The organism is Janthinobacterium sp. GW822-FHT07H11, from assembly GCF_058798615.1.
This window is the reverse complement of record NZ_CM179507.1, coordinates 3,614,534-3,631,876: the sequence shown is the minus strand read 5'-3', so window position 1 is coordinate 3,631,876 and position 17,343 is coordinate 3,614,534. Positions and strand designations below refer to the sequence as shown.

Genomic DNA, 17,343 nt, shown 5'->3' with positions numbered 1-17,343 from the left:
GACTTAAGACTGGTCCCACACTTCGACGGTCAGCAGCTGCCCCGGCTCACAGGCGGCGATGCGTTCCGCATGCACGGTGATGCTGCCGGGCCAGCCTGTGAGCTTGTCTTGCGGAAATTCTCCATCCTGCGCTTCGGCGATGCCCGCCAGCAGCAGGGGCGCGATGACGCAGGCCTGGGCCGTGTAGCGGTTGGGAAAGCCGTTGAACGTCAGCTGGGTCGCCTTGCCTTGCTCACACAGTTGCGCGATCCAGCCGGCGCCAAACAGGCCCGCTTCCCAGCTGGCGAGAAACGCTTCCTTGTTGACTTTCGTCATATCGGCCATGTGCTCCGGCGTTTCTGTCGAGATGATCGTCCACCAGCCTGACATGGGGATTCCTTGTAAAAAGTGACAATTAACGGGTCATGGCGCGGCGCAGCAGATAGCTGAGGCCATCGACGGCGGCCACCATCAGCAGCATGGCGACGATGACGGTGGCGGCGTTCTGCATCTGGAACAGCGACAGATGGTATTTCAGCATTTGCCCCAGGCCGCCCGCGCCGACCACGCCGAGGATGGCGGCGGCGCGGATATTGTTTTCCCAGCGGTACAGGGTGTAGGACAGCATCTGCGGGCCGCACTGCGGCAAGGTCGCATACAAAAAGGCCACGGCGGGCCGCGCGCCATTGATGCGCAGGGTGGCCGCCGGCAAGGGCGGGCAATTTTCAAACGCGTCGGCAAACAATCGCCCCAGCACGCCCACCGTGTGCAGGGCCAGCGCCAGGGTGCCCGCGAACGGGCCGAGGCCGGCGGCGATCAGCAGGATCGAGGCCCACACCAGTTCCGGGATCGAGCGCAGCACGTTCAAGGCAGCACGCGTGGCGTTGCGCGCCAAGTGACCAAAACGGCCGCTGGCGGGCAGGGCCAGCAGTGCGCCCAATACGGCCGCGATGACCGTGCCGATGGCCGACATGGCCAGGGTTTCGAACGTGGCCACGCCGACTTTCATCAGGAAGGGGGGAGCCAGTTCGGGCGGGGCGAAGCCGTGCAGGAAATCGGCCGTGGTGCGCACGGCGTCGGCGCTGAAGAGTTCTCCCCATTTCAGGGGCAGGGTGGCGAAGCTGGCGATGACCAGCATCAATAAACCGGCCAGCAAGGCCCAGGTCGACCAGCGCACGGGCGCTGGAGCGGGCAACATCGGTTCCGTCTTCATGCCAGCCTCCGGCGCAGCATGGCCGAGACGGCGTCGGCGCCCGCCACCAGCAGCACGAACACCATCAGCATGGTGGCCAATTCATTGCCCGCCATCATCTTCATCGATTCATCCATGCGCTGGCCCAGGCCGCCCGCGCCGACAAAACCCATGACGACGGAGCCGCGGATCGCGCACTCCCAGCGGTAGATCGTGTACGACACCAGTTCGGCGGCCGATTCGGGCAGGGCGCCGTACAGCAGGGCTTTCAAGCGGCCGCTGCCGTTGTGCAGCAGCGCATTGCAGGCGGACGCATCCGACGATTCGAGGATTTCCGCATACACCTTGCCCAGCATGCCGCAATACGTGAGCGCGATGGCGATCACGCCCGCCGTCGGCCCCAGCCCGACTATGCGCACCAGCAACAACGCCCAGACCAGTTCCGGCACGCTGCGCAGCAGCACCAGCAGCGCGCGCACGCCATGGCGCACGCTGGCGGCCAGCGGTGACACCTGGCCGGAGCCGATGCGCGAGATCGACAGGCGCTCCGTCACCAGCAAGGTCAGGGGGATGGCGCCCAGCATGGCCAGCGCCATGCCGGCCGTGGCCATGGCGATGGTTTCCCAGGCGGACGTGGCCACCAGTTGCAAAAATTCCGGCGAGTGGGCGGGCGGCACGAAGCTGGCGATGAATTGCCAGGTGGCCGCCAGGCTTTGCGCATCCCAGAGTATCCACGGCTTGAATTCGGCTTGCACCAGCATCGGCCACAGCACGAGCAGCACGATGGCGGCGGTCGTCAGGCGGCCGCGCCAGGCGGGGTCGCGCGGCATGGCGGCGCTCTTCAGCAAAGGGGCCTCGCGGCGTCCAGGTGCGCTGCCACGGCCTCGAACCGGGGCGCCGGATCGGTCTTGTTGCGGTACAGCGCGGCGATCATGGCGTCGCTGACCTCGGCGCCAGGCAAGTCGAAGACGATCTTGCCGTCGCGCAGGGCGACGATGCGCGTGAAGCAGGCGCGCGCGATCTCCACCTGGTGCAGGCTGCAGATCAGGGTGGCCTTGCGCGCCGTCGCTTCCGCCTGCAGCACGTGGATCGTCTGCAAGGCGAGGGTGGGGTCGAGGGCGGACAGCGGTTCGTCGACGAGGAACACTTGCGCATCCGACACGAGGGCGCGCGCCATGCCGCAGCGCTGGCGTTCGCCGCCGGACAGGCGGTCGACCCGCGCATACAGTTTATCCTGCAGATTGAATTTACCTAAAGCCTCCCACGCGGCGCGCGGATCGACGGGCGCGACCAGCGAACGGATGGCTGTCCACAAGCTCCATTGCGGCAAGCGTCCCGCCAGCACGGCGTTGACGACGCGCTGGCGCGGCGGCAGCGGCGGCGTTTGCGGCGCCAGGAACAGGCGCGCGCGCAGGGCGTGGCGTGCGGCACTGCCGAGTTGCCATGGAGACGTTCCTAGAACGCTCAAGCTGCCCGATGCCGGGCGCAGCGCGCAGGCCAAGGTGTGCAGCAGGCTGGTCTTGCCCGCGCCGGAAGGGCCGATCAGGGCGATCTGTTCACCCTGGGCCACGTCCAGGTCCAGTTCGCGCAGGGCCAGCGCATTGCCGGCCGCGCCTGCGTGGTGGACGCTGACCTTGTGAAGTTGGAATGTCATGCGATGTTCGGTGTGGGGGCGTTGGTGTGTCGGATTACGCGGCTGCGCCGCTAATCCGACCTACGCCATGCGACGGCAGCGTAGGTCGGATTAGGCCGGAGGCCGTAATCCGACAGATTCAGCAATTACTTCAACAGCTTAGCATCGCGCGCGGCCGCTTCGATATCCTTGTAGTTCTCGGCCTTGGTCGGGATGAACTTGGTAGCGCGCTGCAGCTCGAGGATTTCCTTGCCTTCGGCCGTCGATGGGTCCAGCGCCAGGAAGGCGTCCGTCAGCTTCTTGCGCACGACGGGATTCATGTCGGCGCGCACGCTCCAGTTGTAATCGTAATAGCCCGGTGTCGTGTAGAACACGCGCACCTTGGCTGGATCGACCTTTTTCGCTTCGACCAGTTTTTCCCACACGGAAATGTTCAAGGTGCCCGCATCGACCTTGCCGCCGGCCACGGCCGCCACGGTGGCGTCATGCGCGCCGGAAAACGCGATGCGCTTCATGTCCGTGTCCGGGTTGATCTTGGCGGCCAGCAGATAGTAACGGGGCATCAAATGGCCCGAGGTCGACGATTCCGAACCGAACGTGAAATTCTTGCCTTTCAGGTCAGACAATTGATTGATGTCCTTGCTGGTGGTGACGAACACGGAGCGGAATTTCGTGTCTTCCTCGCGCTGCACCAGCGGCACGATCTTGCCGCCGCTGTGCACGTTCGCTTGCACAAACGTAAAACCGCCGAACCAGACCATGTCGAGCTTGTGATTGATCAAGCCTTCCACGGACGCCGCGTAATCGGTGACGGGCGTAAATTCCACTTTCATGCCCAGCTTTTTCTCCAGGTAGCTGCCCAGCGGCTTGAACTTGCGCTGCAATTCCGTCGGCGCTTCATCGGGGATGGCGGACACGCGCAACACTTGCTGCGCCTGCGCCAGGCCGCTGTGGATGGCCAGGGTGGCGGCGACGGTGGCCAGGATGGCGGGAAACTTGTTGGAGAACGTGGTCATGGGACTGCCTTTGAAAAAATGTTCATTAATATACGGAAACCCCGGTGCTGCCATCCTGCATCTCGCCTATCACCGTCGCGTCGGCAAAGCCTTCGGCGCGGAAAATCGCCAGCACGTGCTCGACGGCTTCCGGCGCGCAGGCCACCAGCAGGGGGCCGGCCGTCTGCGGGTCCGTCAAGATCGCCTTGTCGATGGCGCTGAGGCTGTCGGCCAGCGCCACTTGCGCGCCATAGCCTTGCCAGTTGCGGCCGGAGGCGCCCGTGATGTTGCCATTGTCCGCCAGTTGCTGCACTTGCGGCAGCAGCGGCACCTCAGCCATGGCGATACGCGCCTGCAACTTGGCGCCGCGCGCCAGTTCCAGGGTGTGGCCCAGCAAGCCGAAGCCCGTCACGTCCGTCAGCGCATGCACACCGTCGAGCAGGGCCAGTTTCTTGCCCGGGGTATTCAATTTGGTGGTGTTGTTGATCAAGGAAGCGTAGCCGTCCGCGTCCAGCGCATTTTTCTTCAGCGCGGCCGACAAAATGCCCACGCCGATCGGCTTGCCCAGCACCAGTTTATCGCCGGCGCGCGCGCCCGCGTTGCGTTTCACCTGCGACGGGTGCACGAGGCCCAGCACCACCAGGCCATAGATCGGTTCGACGGAATCGATGGTGTGGCCGCCCGCGATGGGGATGCCGGCCTGGGCGCAGATGGTTTCGCCGCCTTTCAAGATGAGGCCGATGGTTTCCACGGGCAGCTTGTTGATCGGCATGCCGACCAGGGCCAGCGCCATGATGGGCGTGCCGCCCATGGCGTACACGTCGGAAATGGCGTTGGTGGCGGCGATGCGGCCAAAGTCGAACGGGTCGTCGACGATGGGCATGAAGAAATCCGTCGTGGCGATCAGCGCCTGCTCGTCGTTGAGCTGGTAGACGGCCGCGTCATCCGAGGTTTCTATGCCGACCAGTAATTCCTTCGGCAGGGGAAAGCCGCCGCTGCCCTTTAAAATGTCGGCCAGCACGCCCGGTGCGATTTTGCAGCCGCAGCCGCCGCCGTGGGCAAATTCGGTCAATCGGATGGGGGTATGGGATGTTGCTGCGCTATCGGACATGGTCGTCATCCTGCTGAAATAAGTAATTGGGTGGCAAGCCAGGCATCACGCGGCGCTGGCGGTACGGTTGTCGCCGACGATAGCACATAAGGCACGCGCGGCTTGCTCAAAGGCATGTTCTGAAATATCGGGCAAGACCAGCGGCGTCGCCTGGGCGTAGCGGCTGAAGTTGCGGGCGATCGATTGCCGGTAGACGGGGTCGTAATGCTGGACCAGCAGCGCTTCCACCAGTTCGGCCATCTGGCCCGCCGTCGCCAGTTGCTGCCAGTGTGCAATTTTCTCCTTGCCGTGCAGCTGCGTCAACAGGGCCAGCTGCACGTTCAGGCGCACGGGGTCGCCGACGAAATGCTCGTAGTCCTGCATCAGCAATTGCACGCGCTGCTCCGTGGCCAGCCGCACATCCGTGCAGGCGGCCGCGCGCATCTTGTCCATCAGGGCGTCGGGCACGCGCAAGCGGCCCACTTTCTTGCTTTCCGATTCGATAAACACGGGCAATGCCGGGTCGAACTGGCGCAACTGCTGCCACAGCGCGCTCTCGAACGCCTTTTGCGACGGCTGCTCTTCCTCGGGCAAGCCGCCCAGCACGGAGCCGCGGTGGGCCGCCAATTGTTCCAGGTCGATCACTTGCGCGCCTTGCTTGTCCAGCACCTGCAGCAAACGGCTCTTGCCGCTGCCCGTCGGGCCGCACAGCACGTTGATGAAATCGAAGCGCTCGGGCAGGGTGGCCAGGTCGGCGTTCACGTGGCGCCGGTAATCCTTGTAGCCGCCCTCGAGTTGTGTGACGGGCCAGCCGATGCGCGCCAGGATGTGGGCCATGGCGCCGCTGCGGTTGCCGCCGCGCCAGCAGTAGACGAGCGGCGTCCATTCGTGCGGGTGGCCGAGGAAACCGTCTTCGATATGCCGCGCGATATTCTTCGCCACCAGCGCCGCGCCCAGCTTCTTTGCCTCGAAGGCGCTCGTCTGTTTATATAGCGTGCCGACGCGCACGCGCTGCTCGTCGTCGAGCACGGGCAGGTTGATGGCGCCCGGCAAGTGGTCTTCCGCGAACTCGGACGGGCTGCGCACGTCGATGATGGCGTCGAATTCATGCAGGCGTGGCAGGATGTCGCTGAAGGGCAGGACTGCGGGGTATTTCATCGTGGCGCGGCTGCTGGGAATGGGAAAGACGTATTATCCCCGATAAACGCCGCCGGCGTGGGGCTTTGGCGCCGCCGTTCACCCTTCGGGTGCCGGGCCGCCATCTTGCATGCCCGTAAAGAACCGCACCAGGCTGTGCGGCGCATCGTCGTCAAAGCACAGGCGCAGGATGCGTTCGGACTGCGCCGCGGCCGCGCTGCTGCGCGCAAACAGCGCCGTTTCATAGGCCAGCAGGGCCGCCGCCACGTCGCCCGGATGCGCGGCAAGCGCCTGCGCCAGCTCGGCGCCGTCCAGCATGGCCAGGTTGGCGCCTTCGCCGGCCGGCGCCATCAGATGGGCCGCATCGCCCAGCAAGGTCACGCCCGCCACGCGCTGCCAGCGGTGGCCGACGGGCAGCAGGTGCACGGGACGGGGCACGGGCGGCGTGTCGGCATCCGTGATCAGGGCCGTGAGCGCCGGCGCCCAGCCGGCAAACTGGGCGGCGATGGCTGCCTTGGCGGCGGGGTCGGTAAAATCGATGCCGGCCAGCCATTCTTCGGGTTGACTCAGGGCCACATACGCATGCAGCACGCCATCGGCTTCGCGGTGGGCCTGGATGCCCTTGCCCGGCGCCAGCGCGAACAGGGCGCCGGCGCCCACGGCGTGCGCGCTGGCCCGGTGGCGCCGGTCGCTGTCGAACAGATACGTTTCAATGAAGGCAATGCCGCTGTAGGCGGGCTGCGCGCCGGAGAGCAGCGGCCGCACCCGGGACCAGGCGCCGTCCGCGCCCACCAGCAGGTCGCTGGCCGCCGTGGCGCCATGCGCAAAGTGTAAAAGGTGCCGGCCGCCGCCCAGCGTTGCGACGTTGCTCAGTTTGTGACCCCAGCGCACGCAGCCCTCAGGCAAGGCTTCGAGCAGGATGCGGCGCAGCTCGCCGCGCGGCACTTCGGGACGCCCGCCCGTGCCATCGTCGCCCTCGTCGTGCAAGACCGTGCCATGCCGGTCGAGCACGCGGCTCGCTTCGCCGCCCGCGTGGATGAGGGCGCGGAAGGCGTCGTGCAGGCCGGCCGCCCGCAGCGCTTGCTGGCCCGTATCTTCGTGGATATCGAGCATGCCGCCCTGGCGGCGCGCCTGCGGCGACGCATCCGCTTCATACACGGTGGCGGCGATGCCGTGGACGTGCAGCACGCGGGCGAGCATCAGCCCGCCCAGGCCCGCGCCGATGATGGTGACATGCATGGATGACCCTTCAGATGGTGTTTAAAATGATAATGGAACGACGTTCCAGAGGAATTTTGCGGCAAGCCGGCATCTGTGTCAAGATAAGCGATGCCCCATACCGTAGCGACCCCACCACGACGCGCCGACGCGCTGACGCGCGACACCATCATCGATGCCGCCATTGCCCTGCTCGACACAGCGGGCGAGGGCGGCCTGACTTTCCGCGCCCTGGCCGCCCGCCTGGCGACGGGAGCGGGCGCCATCTACTGGCACGTGGCCGACAAGGACGACCTGTTCACGGCCGCCAGCGACGCCATCGTCGTGCGCGCCATGCAGGCCGCCCCGCCCGGCGATACGCCGCAGGCGGGCATCCGCGCCGTGGCGCTGGCCATGTTCGAGGCCATGGATGCGCATCCGTGGCTGGGCTCGGCGCTGGCGCGCGCGCCGGGCCAGCTGCCCACCGTGCGCATCCTGGAACGCCTGGGCCGGCAGGTCGATGCGCTGGGCGTGCCGCAAGACCGGCAGTGGATGGCGGCATGCGCCTTGCTCAATTATCTGCTGGGCGTGAGCGGGCAGAATGCGGCCAATGCCCTCATCGCCCGGGAACAGGGGCTGGAGCGCGCGCATTTCCTCGACACCCTGGCGGGCGCGTGGTCACGCCTCGATGCGCAGGCGTTTCCGTTTGCCCGCAAGGTGGCGGGCCAGCTGCGCGCGCACGACGACCGGGACGATTTTCTGGCGGGCATCGACCTGATCGTGCATGGCATGCGGGCGCTGCAAGCGGGCCGCTAACCGAGCAGATGTCCCAGCAGCGGCGCCAGCAGCACCGTCACGACGCCGGAAAAGATCATGGTCAGGCTGGCCACGGCGCCTTCTTCCGTGCCGACCCTGCGCGCCACGGAGAGTCCAAAACCGTGCGCGGCCGCGCCATACGGGGCGCCACGCGCGATGCGCATGCGCAAGGGCAGCAGTTTTAACAAGGGTTTGCCCAGCATCAAGCCGAACAAGCCCGTCATCACCACGAAGATGCCCGTGAGCTGGGCCGAGCCGCCCATGTGGCGCGACGCTTCCAGCGCGAACGGCGTCGACACGGAACGGGCCAGCAGGCTGCGCGCCATGTCGCCGTGCACGCCAAATACCCGGTCCAGCAGCAGGGTGGCGGCGACCGATGCCACGATGCCGGCGCAGCTGCCCAGCGACAGGGCCAGCCAGTGCTTGCGGATCAGCTTGCGCTCCTGGAAGATGGGCAGCGCAAACGCGATGGTGGCCGGGCCCAGCAGCCAAGGCAGCCAGCGCGTCTCGCCGAAATACGTGGCGAACGGCGTCGACGTGGCCTGCACGATGACGATCAAGATGGCCGAGGTGCAGATGGCCGGTGTCAGCAAGAAATGCGGGTGGCGGCGGTGCACGGCCTGGTTGGCATAGAACAGCACCAGGGTCAGCAGCAAGAACAGCAGGGACAGCAGCACGGTGCTCATGCCTGCCCCCGGGCTTTTCTCTGGCGCAGCAGCTTATTCAGACGCAACTTGCGTTCATAGCGGCACACCCCTTCCACCGTCAAGGCCGTGGCCAGCATCACGCAGGCAAAGCCCAGGCCGATATTTACGAACAGCATCAAGCCCTGCGACTTCAACAGTTGCGTAAATTGCACCACGGACACGACCAGCGGTATGAAGAACAGCAGCATATTGGCCAGCAGCCAGTTCGCGCCCAGTTCGATGGCGGCGGGGCGCACCCAGCCCGCCAGCAGCAGGGCCACCAGCACGAACAAGCCGACGACGCCGCCGGAAAACGGCAAGTGCAGGGCGGAGGCGGCCGCGTCGGCCAGCCACCAGGCGGCGATCAAAATACCCACTTGCCACGCGGTCTGCGCGGGCTGGCGCCAGACGGGAACGGAGGGCAGGGCGGCGGTGGAACAAGGGACGGCTTTCACGGCGGGCTTTCAAACGGCAGGAGGAAGGTTTCATTGTAGTGAGCCCACATCAAAAGATAAAATGACTTAAACTCATGATTATCATTCGATATTGGAATGCATCATGGATATCCGCTCGCTGCGCTACTTCGTCGAAGTGGTCGAACAGAACAGTTTTACGCGCGCAGCCAGCAAGCTGCACGTGACGCAGCCCACCGTCAGCAAGATGATCCAGCAATTGGAACAGTCGCTGGACCTGGCCTTGCTGGACCGCGCCGGTAAACGCTTTACCCTGACGGACGCGGGCAAGGTAGTGCTGTCGCGCGCGCATGAGCTGCTGGCCCTGCATGCGGAACTGAAGGTGGAATTGCGCGACCTGCAACACCTTGAGCGGGGAGAGTTGCGGGTCGGCGTGTCGCCGCAGACGCATTCGACCCTGGCGCCGTGGCTGGCCGAATACCACCAGCGCTATCCGGGCATCGAACTGAAGATGTATGAAAGCGGCACGCAGGCGATCGAGCGCGACTTGCGCACCGGCACGGTGGAACTGGGCACCATGCTCGACTACCCGGGCAATGCGGCCACCTGGCAGGATTTCGAAGCCTTGCCCCTCGTGCGCTCGCCGCTGTGCCTGCTGGCAGCGCCCGGCTCGCCGTGGCAGGGACGCACTGCCGTGGCCCTGGCCGAGCTGGCCGACAGCCCCTTCATCTTCTATGGCGCCGCGTTTGCCCTGAACGACATCGTGCTGGACGCCTGCCAGCGGGCCGGCTTCGCGCCGCGCATCACGGGCCGCAGCGGCCAGTGGGACTTCATTGCCTCGCTGGTGAGGCTGGGCGTGGGCATCTGCCTGTTGCCGAAGATGTATTGCGACACGCTCGATGCCGCGCAATTTGACGTCATTCCCCTGGACGGCCCGCCCGTGGAGTGGAATTTGATGCTGGCCTGGCGCCGGGGCGGGCGGCTGTCATTCGCGGCGCGCGCCTGGCTGGACCTCGTCCGGGCGCACATGGCGGACGCGGCGCGTTTACAATAGGCGACTCCCAACTTCCGCCCGACCAGATGAACATCAACGTCAATACCAGACTCAAACGCACGGCCGGCTCATTGCTGCTGGGATTGCTATGCACCGTGGGCCTGATGAGCGAAATGGGCCATGCCCAGGCCGCCCTTCCCGTATATGGCTATTTTATTAAGAACACCTATCCGCACGACCCGCAAGCCTTCACGCAGGGCTTGCTGTTCCGGGATGGCCATCTGTATGAAAGCACGGGCCAGAATGGCCAGTCCTCGCTGCGCAAGGTGGATGTGAAGACGGGCAGGGTGCTGCAGCGGGCCATGCTCGATAGCAATGTGTTCGGTGAAGGCATCACGGACGTGGGCGACGAGATCATCGGCCTGACGTGGATTTCGCAGACCGGCTATGTCTTCGACGTGAAAACCTTCAAATTGAAACGCAAGTTCAGCTACCAGGGCGAAGGCTGGGGCCTGGCCAGCGATGGCAAATTCGTCTACATGAGCGACGGCACCTCGGCCATCCGCGTGCTCAATCCGAAAACCCTGGCCGAAGTGCGCCGCGTCGAGGTGAAGGCCGAGGGCCGCCCCATCGACCGCTTGAACGAGCTGGAAATGGTCGACGGGCAACTGTTTGCCAATGTGTGGGGCGCGGACGTGATCGCCCGCATCGACCCGGCCAGCGGCAAGGTGGTCGGCTGGATCGACCTGACGGGCTTGCTGCCGCCCGGGCAGCGGGGCACGGCCAATCCCGACGCCGTGCTCAACGGCATCGCCTGGGATGCACGCGGCAAGCGTTTGTTTGTCACGGGAAAGTTGTGGCCCAAGCTGTTCGAGATCGAGCTGATCGAAATCGAGCGCCGCTGATGTTGGCTATCGGACAGTATTGCTGGCGATGAATCGTCTATGATGGCGATTCTTCGCCCGGTGCGACCCTTGCAGGATGCCATGCTGTTCTTTCCTTTACGCCGCCTGGCGGCCGCCACCGCCCTGGCTGCCGCCATCGTGCCCGCCGCGCAGGCGCAGACGCCGTATGTGCCGGTAAGCATGCAATATGGCGACTTCGTCGTCGCCAACGATCGCCACGATGCGCTCGTCACCTTGTCCTTCCGCCAGCAGGGCTATTGGCCAGGCGGCGCGCGCGAAGTGGTGGAAGTGCGGCCCATCCAGGCCAGGCGTGAAGGCCAGCCCATGCTGCTGGCATTCACCAAGGGCTATACAGGGCAGGGCACCATCCTCATCGGCGTGCAGAATGGCGAACCGCTGATGCGTCCCGTCAGTCCCCTGCAACGCGACAATATGGTGCGCACGGAGCGCGACCCGGAATGGGGCGTGCCGCAGCCGGGCCGCCCCGAGGTGCTGTTGTTTGCCCGCGACGGCCGCGCGCTCGACACGCGCACGGGCGAGCTGCTGTGGTTTGACGTGGCCGGCAACGTCAGCGGCGACTATCCGCAGGCCATGCTGGTCTCCGTCTCGCCCGACGGGCAGCGCGGCGCGTATTTGACGAATGCGCTGACGAAGGTGGGGATCATCGTCGCCACGCGCGACGAGGGCGTGGCCGGCGTGCTGGCCTTGCCGCCAGACACGCATCAGCGCTGGCTGAAACCGATTTCGGAGGCCGCTTCCGTGCAGGCGCGCGCCGCCATCGAGGCGCGCCAGGGCCGCACGGATAGTCACCGCATCCGGCGCGAGCTGGAACTGGCCTGGTTCGGCCAGCAATTTCAATGGAAGCAGGGCAAAAACGGCTGGCAAGTGACGGGGCTGGGCCTCGCTTCCGCGCCGCAACAGGGAAAACAGCCATGAAACGACTGAACCTTCTCGGTGCCTGCCTTGCCGCCGCCGTGCTGGCCGGCTGCGTGCACGGCGAGCTGTTTCCCAGGGATTACCTGGCGCAAGACATCGACAAGCAGCAAGCCTTGCTGGAAGTGGACATCGTCTTCGCGCAAGCGCCCGACGACAGGCTGGCGTCGCGCACCACGTCACGCAACAGCGTGGAATACGCGGGCGCGCCGCACATCGTCGTGCCGTTCTACCAGAAGGGGCTGGGTTTCGACCAGGGGTTTGCGGGCACCTATATGTTTGCCGTGCCGTATCCGGTCGCCAAGATCGAGACGGCCACGGCCAGCAGCCGCGTCTTCGGCCAGCATGTCGATGGCCAGCGCTACCGTTTTCGCGTGCCGGGCAAGGCGCAATGGAACAGCAATGAAAGCTTCATGCTGAGCTTTGAGCACAAGGGCAGGCGCGAAGAAATCACTTTCCGCTTCAGCAATGAAAGAAGCTGCCCGTCCGCCTTCGACGCCATCACGCCCCGTTATGGCTTCCCGCTGAAGGTCAGCGCCACCTTCAAGGACAACAAAGGCTGCCTGAAAGTGTGCGACAGCCGCGCGCAGTGGCCCGGCTTTTGCGCCTTCCAGCCGCCGCCCGCCACCTGACTTCCAGCATAGCGGAAAACGCAAGACGGCGGACGCAAAAAAGGCCGATGAAAACCGGCCTCGTTGGGAGTGAACAGCGGTGCTTAGCGGTAAAACGCTTCGACTTTGCCCTTCAGCTTGATCTGCAGCGGACGGCCGCGACGATCGAGGGACTTGGTGGAAGCGACCTTGATCCAGCGTTCGCTGATGCAATATTCTTCCACGTCAAGACGTTCCTTGTCGTTGAAGCGGATGCCGACGTCGTTTTCAAACACGGCTGCAACGTGGTAAGGGCTGCTCGGGTCGATCGACAGGCGATCGGGCAATGGGGGTAAGGTAGTGGTATCGTTCATGGGCGTAATTATCGCCCAGAATGCCGATCCAGACAACGGGAACGGACGGATATCTGGCCGGCTGCGGCCCGGCGGCCCGGGCGCCGGGCCACGCAGCGCGCGCTTCGGCGGGCCGGCAGGGCAATGCCGTGCCGGCCCGTCTTGCCCGGCGCCTAACGGGCCGTGGCGCCGCAATGCCAGCGGGAATCAGGATTTGTCGTCATTCTTGTGGCTTTGACGTCCCGCTTCCACGTGCTGCTCATGCGTGCCGCCGCGCGAACCGGAGCCGGAGCCCGATTGTTCGCTGCCGCTCCTGCCCTGGCCCGACTGCTGCGAACCCGATTGCTTGTCGGCGTCATTCTTGTGGCTCTGGCGTCCCGCTTCCACATGCTGCTCGTGCGTGCCGCCCTGGGTGCCGCCCGACGACTGGCGGCTGCCAGATTGCTTGTCGGACTGCTGGCTGCCCGGTTGCTGCTTGCCCGACTGGTTGCCGGATTTGTCGTTGTTGCTTGAAGCCATGATGTTCTCCTCGGTTAAAGATTTGCCATGAATGGGATATCCGGTACCGCGCCGGTACCGCGTGCACCGCACCGTTGACCCATTCTGCTTGCGCAAGTCGGACCTAGCCATAGGGACACCACCTGTGTGCGCGTAGGAAAACTCCGGCGCGGCAAGCAACCATTTCTCGATTGCAATCTACAAGTGCCGCGTCTCGCGGGGCGGTGCATCCCACGCGTCATGCCGGCCATCGACGTAGCGCACGGGCACGGCGGCCAGCTCGGCCGTGGACGCATCGTCGAGGCAGCTGACGCTGATGCCGACGAACGGCCCGCTGCGGGGCGAATCGCCGTGGCCGAACGGGCGCACGCCGCAATGGCGGCAAAAACAATGGCGTTCGCGGCCGGCGCCGAAGCAGTATTCGGTCAAGGCATCCGCGCCGGCCAGCAGCCGGAACGCCGCGGGCGGCACCTGGCTGGCCCAGCCGCGGATCTTCAGACAATAAGAGCAGTTGCAGCGCAGGCTGGGGGCGGCCAGGTCGATCTCGGCCGCGAAGCGCACGGCGCCGCAGTGGCAGCTGCCATGGTAGGTTTTCAGCATATCGGGCATCCGCCTGGAAAAAATATCAACTGGAAATGTTTTCGATTCTATACGGTAGTGCCCGCAACTTCTATAATGGCGCTACTTTCCAGCGGAACACGCGATGACGACACCCACCCTGCAACAGGCCTATGCGCTGGCAAGCGCCCTGGTCGCGGCGATCAGCGCGCGCGACGGCGCCGCGGTACGGCATCTCTGCGGCAGTTCCAGTGCCGTCGCCGATGAAATCTTTGCCGATATCGACGGCTATTTTGCCCTCGGGAGCAGCTTGTCGCTGGCATCCTTGCCCGCAGCGCCGCCGGCGCCGGGCGCGCAACGGCCCGCCATCGACAGCTATCTGACGCACGCGGGCACGCGCGGCCTGGAATGCGTGCTGTTCAGCGATGGCAAGCCAGGCGAGGCCATCCTGCATGTGGAAGTCTCGGCCCGGGACGGGGCGCTGGCCCTGCATTACAAATACATCGGTTCTTAAAGGCAGGAATATGCATCAGGCAGTCAATCAGCAACAGCAGCACATCTGCGACAAATACAGCTTGCCCGCGCAGGCGCCCGAAGCCATGGTGGCCGTGGCCGTCGGCAGCCTGGACCGGTCGCCCATCTATGGCACGCGCATCGACCTGCCCGAGAATGGCAGCATCAGCTGGTTCATCCATTGCGGCGAGCATTCCGATGCACTGGATTTCTACCAGCCCCTGCATGCGGCGCACTTGTCCGAGCTGCTGCCGCAGGTGCTCGACTACCTGGCCTTGCCCAGCGGCGCGAAATTCATCCTCGACCGTGCAGGCTACGAGGATGTGTGGCGGGAAGAGTAGTTTTCTAACCGGCAAGATTGTCGTTGACCTTGATATACAGGTATGGGATGCTGCAGCTCCCGCGACCTGCCGAAAGTGCCATCTTGCCTCCACGCCTGCCTTCCATGCTGCTGCTCCTGGCGCTTGCCGCCGCCTTTGCTCCCGGCGCTGTGGCCGCCACGGCCGCCCCCGCGGGCGCGCTGCAGCCGTCGCCCACGGAACAAGCCATCGACGCCTTCCTGCGCAGCGAAATGCGGGAACGCCAGATTCCGGGCATGCAGGTGGCGGTGATCCTGCATGGCAAGGTCGTCCTGGCGCGCAATGTCGGCGTGGCCAGCCTGCAGTACGGCGTGCCGGTGACGGATGCCAGCCTGTTTTCCATCAATTCGGCCACCAAGGCATTTACGGGCGTGGCCATCATGCAGCTGGTGCAACAGGGCAAGGTGGACCTGGGCGCACCCATCGGCCAGTACCTGCCGGGCTTGCCGCTGGCCTGGCAAGCCGTGACGGTGACGCAGCTGCTCAACCATACTTCCGGCCTGCCCGACGTGCTGGACCAGCGCAGCGGCAAGCTGGCGGGCCCGCAGCCGGACAATCCCGAGGCCGCCTGGCAAGCCGTGCAGGCCTTGCCCGTTGAAGCCCTGCCGGGCCAGCGCTACCGTTATAACCAGAGCAATTATGTGCTGCTGGCGCAATTGATCGAGCGCCAGAGCGGCCAGCCTTACGCCGACTTCATCCAGCGGGGACAGTTCGACGCGGCCGGCATGCCGCACAGCGGCTTCGGCGATGCCAAGGACGTGGTCGCCAACAAGGCCAGTTCCTATGTGCTCGGTGCCGGCGGCAAGGGCTACCGCAACGTCATCGAGGATTTTCCCGTCTTCATGCGCGCCGGGGCCGGGATCAACAGCAATGCGGGCGAACTGGCCAACTGGCTCGTCGCGCTGCAATCGGGACGCCTGCTGGCGCCCGCCATGCTCGAGCGGCTGTGGCAGACCACCAGCCTGAACGATGGCAAGCCGGCGCCATGGGCGCTGGGCTGGCCCGTCATCGGCCGCGACAGCCACCGCGCCGTGGCCGGCATTGGCGGCGGCCGTTCCGCCTTCTATGTGTATCCTGACGACGGGCTGGCCGTCATTATCCTGAGCAACCTGGCCGGTGGCCAGCCGGAACAGCTGATCGACACGGTTGCCGGCTTCTATCTGCCGGCGCTACGCCGGCAGCACGGCGGCGCCTATGCCGCGCAGCTGCTGCGGCAGGAAGTGGCCGGGTCGGACTACGCGGCGCTGGACGCCAGACTGGCTGCCATCCGGCGCCAGCATGGCTTGCCCGATCCGTCCGAAAACGACTTGAATGCCTGGGGCTACCGCCTGCTGGCGCGCCGCCAGGCCGGGCAGGCCGTCGCCGTGCTGGGCCTGGCCGTGCGACTGTATCCGGGCAGCGCGAACGGCCACGACAGCCTGGCCGAAGCGCACGAGGCGGACGGCGCCACGGCCCTGGCCGTCACGCATTACCGCCGTTCGCTGGAACTGGACCCCGGCAACACGCATGCGGCGGCGCGCCTGCGCGTGCTGGCCGCCGACTAGGCCGGCGGGGCCGGCAGGTCGACGCCCAGCGCCACGGTTTGTCGGCGATATAGCGCAATACGCCATCGATCCACCTGTCGTCGTCTGGCGCCATGCGCGCCTGCATTTGCTCCGCCATGTATTCGTAGGCTTGCCGCACGGTGGCGGGATCGGCGGAAAAGCCCGGTTCCGGGGGGGGGGGGGGCTCGGCAATCGACTGCCGGACCAGGCGCAAGTCGGCGCGCAGCACAACAGTGTCAGGCAGGCTGACAGGCATTTCAGGCATCGCATCGTATCCTTCCGGGGGCCGGCAAGGGATGCGCTGTCATCAAGTTGCGCGGCTGCTGCCGCCCTGTTGTGAAGGGCGGCAGCAATTGCCAGCCAAGGAGCAAGATCAGGCGGCGGGAGGCTGGCCGTGCTCGGCCCCATGCATGGTCAGATAGGCGGCCAGGTTGTCGTCGTCTATGCCCAGGCTGCGCAGCACTTCGCGCGTAAAACTGACCGGTGCCGTGCCCGGCGCCGTGATGACGCGGTCGTCGGCCACGGCCCAGGGCACGTCCTGGTACAGGGCGGCGCCCGCGTAGCCGGTATCGGCCAGGTTGTGGGCGGAATTGGAAGTGTGGCGCACGGTGTCGAGCACGCCCGCCTGCGCCAGCACGCGGGTGCCGTCGCATATGCCGGCCAGCACCACGCCCTTGTCGCGGGCGGCGCGCAGCAATGGACCCAGGTCGGGCGCCTTGCCGCTTTGCCAGCTGCTGCCGCCGCAAACCATCAGCAGGTCGAGTCCGTCGAGGACGATGTCTTCCAGCGCCAGCTGCGGCGTCACCAGCATGCCGCCGGACGACGTCACGGGCTGCCCGCCCGGCGCGGCGAACTGCGTGTAGAAGCCGTAGTACAGGCGCGCGGTGGCGTTGATCAGGGCGGTTTCCCAGTCGGCAAAATTCTCGGTCAGTATGGTGATGGCGCGTGTCATGGCGAA

General features: G+C 65.6%; 22 protein-coding genes. 8 read left to right on the top strand and 14 right to left on the bottom strand.

Annotated features, from left to right (window positions below; genetic code table 11):
• Positions 1-3: 3 nt before the first annotated feature.
• From AC3RCJ_RS16005 to AC3RCJ_RS15970, 8 genes are all read right to left on the bottom strand, one after another.
• Positions 4-369 (bottom strand): hypothetical protein, encoded by a 366-nt coding sequence (locus AC3RCJ_RS16005; RefSeq protein WP_492957963.1) that lies wholly within the window; start codon positions 367-369, stop codon positions 4-6.
• A gap of 25 nt (positions 370-394) precedes the next feature.
• On the bottom strand, positions 395-1,192 hold the full coding sequence (phnE, locus tag AC3RCJ_RS16000) for a phosphonate ABC transporter, permease protein PhnE (RefSeq protein ID WP_492957962.1): 798 nt from the start codon (positions 1,190-1,192) through the stop codon (positions 395-397).
• On the bottom strand, positions 1,189-2,001 hold the full coding sequence (locus AC3RCJ_RS15995; RefSeq protein WP_492957960.1) for a PhnE/PtxC family ABC transporter permease: 813 nt from the start codon (positions 1,999-2,001) through the stop codon (positions 1,189-1,191). Before AC3RCJ_RS15995 ends, phnE begins: the two co-directional genes overlap by 4 nt.
• An 11-nt stretch (positions 2,002-2,012) precedes the next feature.
• Positions 2,013-2,825 (bottom strand): phosphonate ABC transporter ATP-binding protein, encoded by an 813-nt coding sequence (locus tag AC3RCJ_RS15990; RefSeq protein ID WP_492957958.1) that lies wholly within the window; start codon positions 2,823-2,825, stop codon positions 2,013-2,015.
• Positions 2,826-2,950: 125 nt separating this feature from the next.
• Complete coding sequence (locus AC3RCJ_RS15985) at positions 2,951-3,820, bottom strand: putative selenate ABC transporter substrate-binding protein (RefSeq protein WP_492957956.1); 870 nt, start codon at positions 3,818-3,820, stop codon at positions 2,951-2,953.
• Positions 3,821-3,845: 25 nt separating this feature from the next.
• A complete protein-coding gene (gene selD, locus AC3RCJ_RS15980) occupies positions 3,846-4,910 on the bottom strand; it encodes a selenide, water dikinase SelD (protein WP_492957954.1) in 1,065 nt (354 codons plus the stop codon).
• A gap of 45 nt (positions 4,911-4,955) precedes the next feature.
• A complete protein-coding gene (gene mnmH / locus AC3RCJ_RS15975; protein WP_492957952.1) occupies positions 4,956-6,047 on the bottom strand; it encodes a tRNA 2-selenouridine(34) synthase MnmH in 1,092 nt (363 codons plus the stop codon).
• A gap of 78 nt (positions 6,048-6,125) precedes the next feature.
• A complete protein-coding gene (locus AC3RCJ_RS15970; protein WP_492957950.1) occupies positions 6,126-7,265 on the bottom strand; it encodes an FAD-dependent oxidoreductase in 1,140 nt (379 codons plus the stop codon).
• Between the two features lie 90 nt (positions 7,266-7,355).
• On the opposite strand from AC3RCJ_RS15970, the gene AC3RCJ_RS15965 reads away from it, so the two are divergent.
• The gene (locus tag AC3RCJ_RS15965; protein ID WP_492957948.1) at positions 7,356-8,039 is read left to right on the top strand and encodes a TetR/AcrR family transcriptional regulator; all 684 of its coding nucleotides are present in this window, start codon (positions 7,356-7,358) and stop codon (positions 8,037-8,039) included.
• Here AC3RCJ_RS15965 and AC3RCJ_RS15960 read toward each other — a convergent pair.
• Positions 8,036-8,725, bottom strand: coding sequence for an LrgB family protein (locus AC3RCJ_RS15960; RefSeq protein WP_492957946.1), 690 nt, complete (start codon positions 8,723-8,725; stop codon positions 8,036-8,038). The genes AC3RCJ_RS15965 and AC3RCJ_RS15960 overlap by 4 nt on opposite strands.
• A complete protein-coding gene (locus AC3RCJ_RS15955; RefSeq protein ID WP_492957944.1) occupies positions 8,722-9,180 on the bottom strand; it encodes a CidA/LrgA family protein in 459 nt (152 codons plus the stop codon). The genes AC3RCJ_RS15960 and AC3RCJ_RS15955 overlap by 4 nt, the downstream gene beginning before the upstream one ends.
• Positions 9,181-9,283: 103 nt before the next feature.
• Here AC3RCJ_RS15955 and AC3RCJ_RS15950 point away from each other — a divergent pair, with 103 nt between their 5' ends.
• Genes AC3RCJ_RS15950 through AC3RCJ_RS15935 form a run of 4 tightly spaced genes read left to right on the top strand, consistent with a single transcriptional unit; the run spans position 9,284 to position 12,602 of the window.
• The gene (locus AC3RCJ_RS15950; protein WP_492957942.1) at positions 9,284-10,192 is read left to right on the top strand and encodes a LysR family transcriptional regulator; all 909 of its coding nucleotides are present in this window, start codon (positions 9,284-9,286) and stop codon (positions 10,190-10,192) included.
• A gap of 26 nt (positions 10,193-10,218) precedes the next feature.
• Positions 10,219-11,037: a glutaminyl-peptide cyclotransferase gene (locus AC3RCJ_RS15945; RefSeq protein ID WP_492957940.1), complete on the top strand. Its 819-nt coding sequence runs from the start codon at positions 10,219-10,221 to the stop codon at positions 11,035-11,037.
• A 39-nt stretch (positions 11,038-11,076) separates the two neighbouring features.
• Positions 11,077-11,973, top strand: coding sequence for a hypothetical protein (locus tag AC3RCJ_RS15940; protein WP_492957938.1), 897 nt, complete (start codon positions 11,077-11,079; stop codon positions 11,971-11,973).
• The gene (locus tag AC3RCJ_RS15935; RefSeq protein ID WP_492957936.1) at positions 11,970-12,602 is read left to right on the top strand and encodes a hypothetical protein; all 633 of its coding nucleotides are present in this window, start codon (positions 11,970-11,972) and stop codon (positions 12,600-12,602) included. The genes AC3RCJ_RS15940 and AC3RCJ_RS15935 overlap by 4 nt, the downstream gene beginning before the upstream one ends.
• 83 nt (positions 12,603-12,685) lie before the next feature.
• Here the strand turns inward: AC3RCJ_RS15935 and AC3RCJ_RS15930 are convergent, their stop codons facing one another.
• The 3 genes from AC3RCJ_RS15930 to AC3RCJ_RS15920 all read right to left on the bottom strand — a co-directional run bounded on the left by AC3RCJ_RS15930 (position 12,686) and on the right by AC3RCJ_RS15920 (position 14,011).
• Entirely contained in the window at positions 12,686-12,934 is a 249-nt protein-coding gene (locus AC3RCJ_RS15930) for a DUF3297 family protein (RefSeq protein ID WP_010398340.1), read from the bottom strand.
• A 186-nt stretch (positions 12,935-13,120) separates the two neighbouring features.
• Positions 13,121-13,432, bottom strand: coding sequence for a hypothetical protein (locus AC3RCJ_RS15925; RefSeq protein WP_492964652.1), 312 nt, complete (start codon positions 13,430-13,432; stop codon positions 13,121-13,123).
• Between the two features lie 177 nt (positions 13,433-13,609).
• Entirely contained in the window at positions 13,610-14,011 is a 402-nt protein-coding gene (locus AC3RCJ_RS15920) for a GFA family protein (protein ID WP_492964651.1), read from the bottom strand.
• A 103-nt stretch (positions 14,012-14,114) separates the two neighbouring features.
• Between AC3RCJ_RS15920 and AC3RCJ_RS15915 the strand changes: the two genes are divergently transcribed.
• From AC3RCJ_RS15915 to AC3RCJ_RS15905, 3 genes are all read left to right on the top strand, one after another.
• Positions 14,115-14,483 (top strand): hypothetical protein, encoded by a 369-nt coding sequence (locus AC3RCJ_RS15915; protein WP_492964650.1) that lies wholly within the window; start codon positions 14,115-14,117, stop codon positions 14,481-14,483.
• A gap of 10 nt (positions 14,484-14,493) precedes the next feature.
• On the top strand, positions 14,494-14,823 hold the full coding sequence (locus AC3RCJ_RS15910; RefSeq protein ID WP_492964649.1) for an immunity protein Imm33 domain-containing protein: 330 nt from the start codon (positions 14,494-14,496) through the stop codon (positions 14,821-14,823).
• An 83-nt stretch (positions 14,824-14,906) separates the two neighbouring features.
• Positions 14,907-16,385 (top strand): serine hydrolase domain-containing protein, encoded by a 1,479-nt coding sequence (locus AC3RCJ_RS15905; RefSeq protein ID WP_492964648.1) that lies wholly within the window; start codon positions 14,907-14,909, stop codon positions 16,383-16,385.
• Between the two features lie 373 nt (positions 16,386-16,758).
• Here AC3RCJ_RS15905 and AC3RCJ_RS15900 read toward each other — a convergent pair whose 3' ends face one another.
• A complete protein-coding gene (locus AC3RCJ_RS15900) occupies positions 16,759-17,337 on the bottom strand; it encodes a type 1 glutamine amidotransferase family protein (protein WP_492964647.1) in 579 nt (192 codons plus the stop codon).
• Positions 17,338-17,343: the final 6 nt, after the last annotated feature.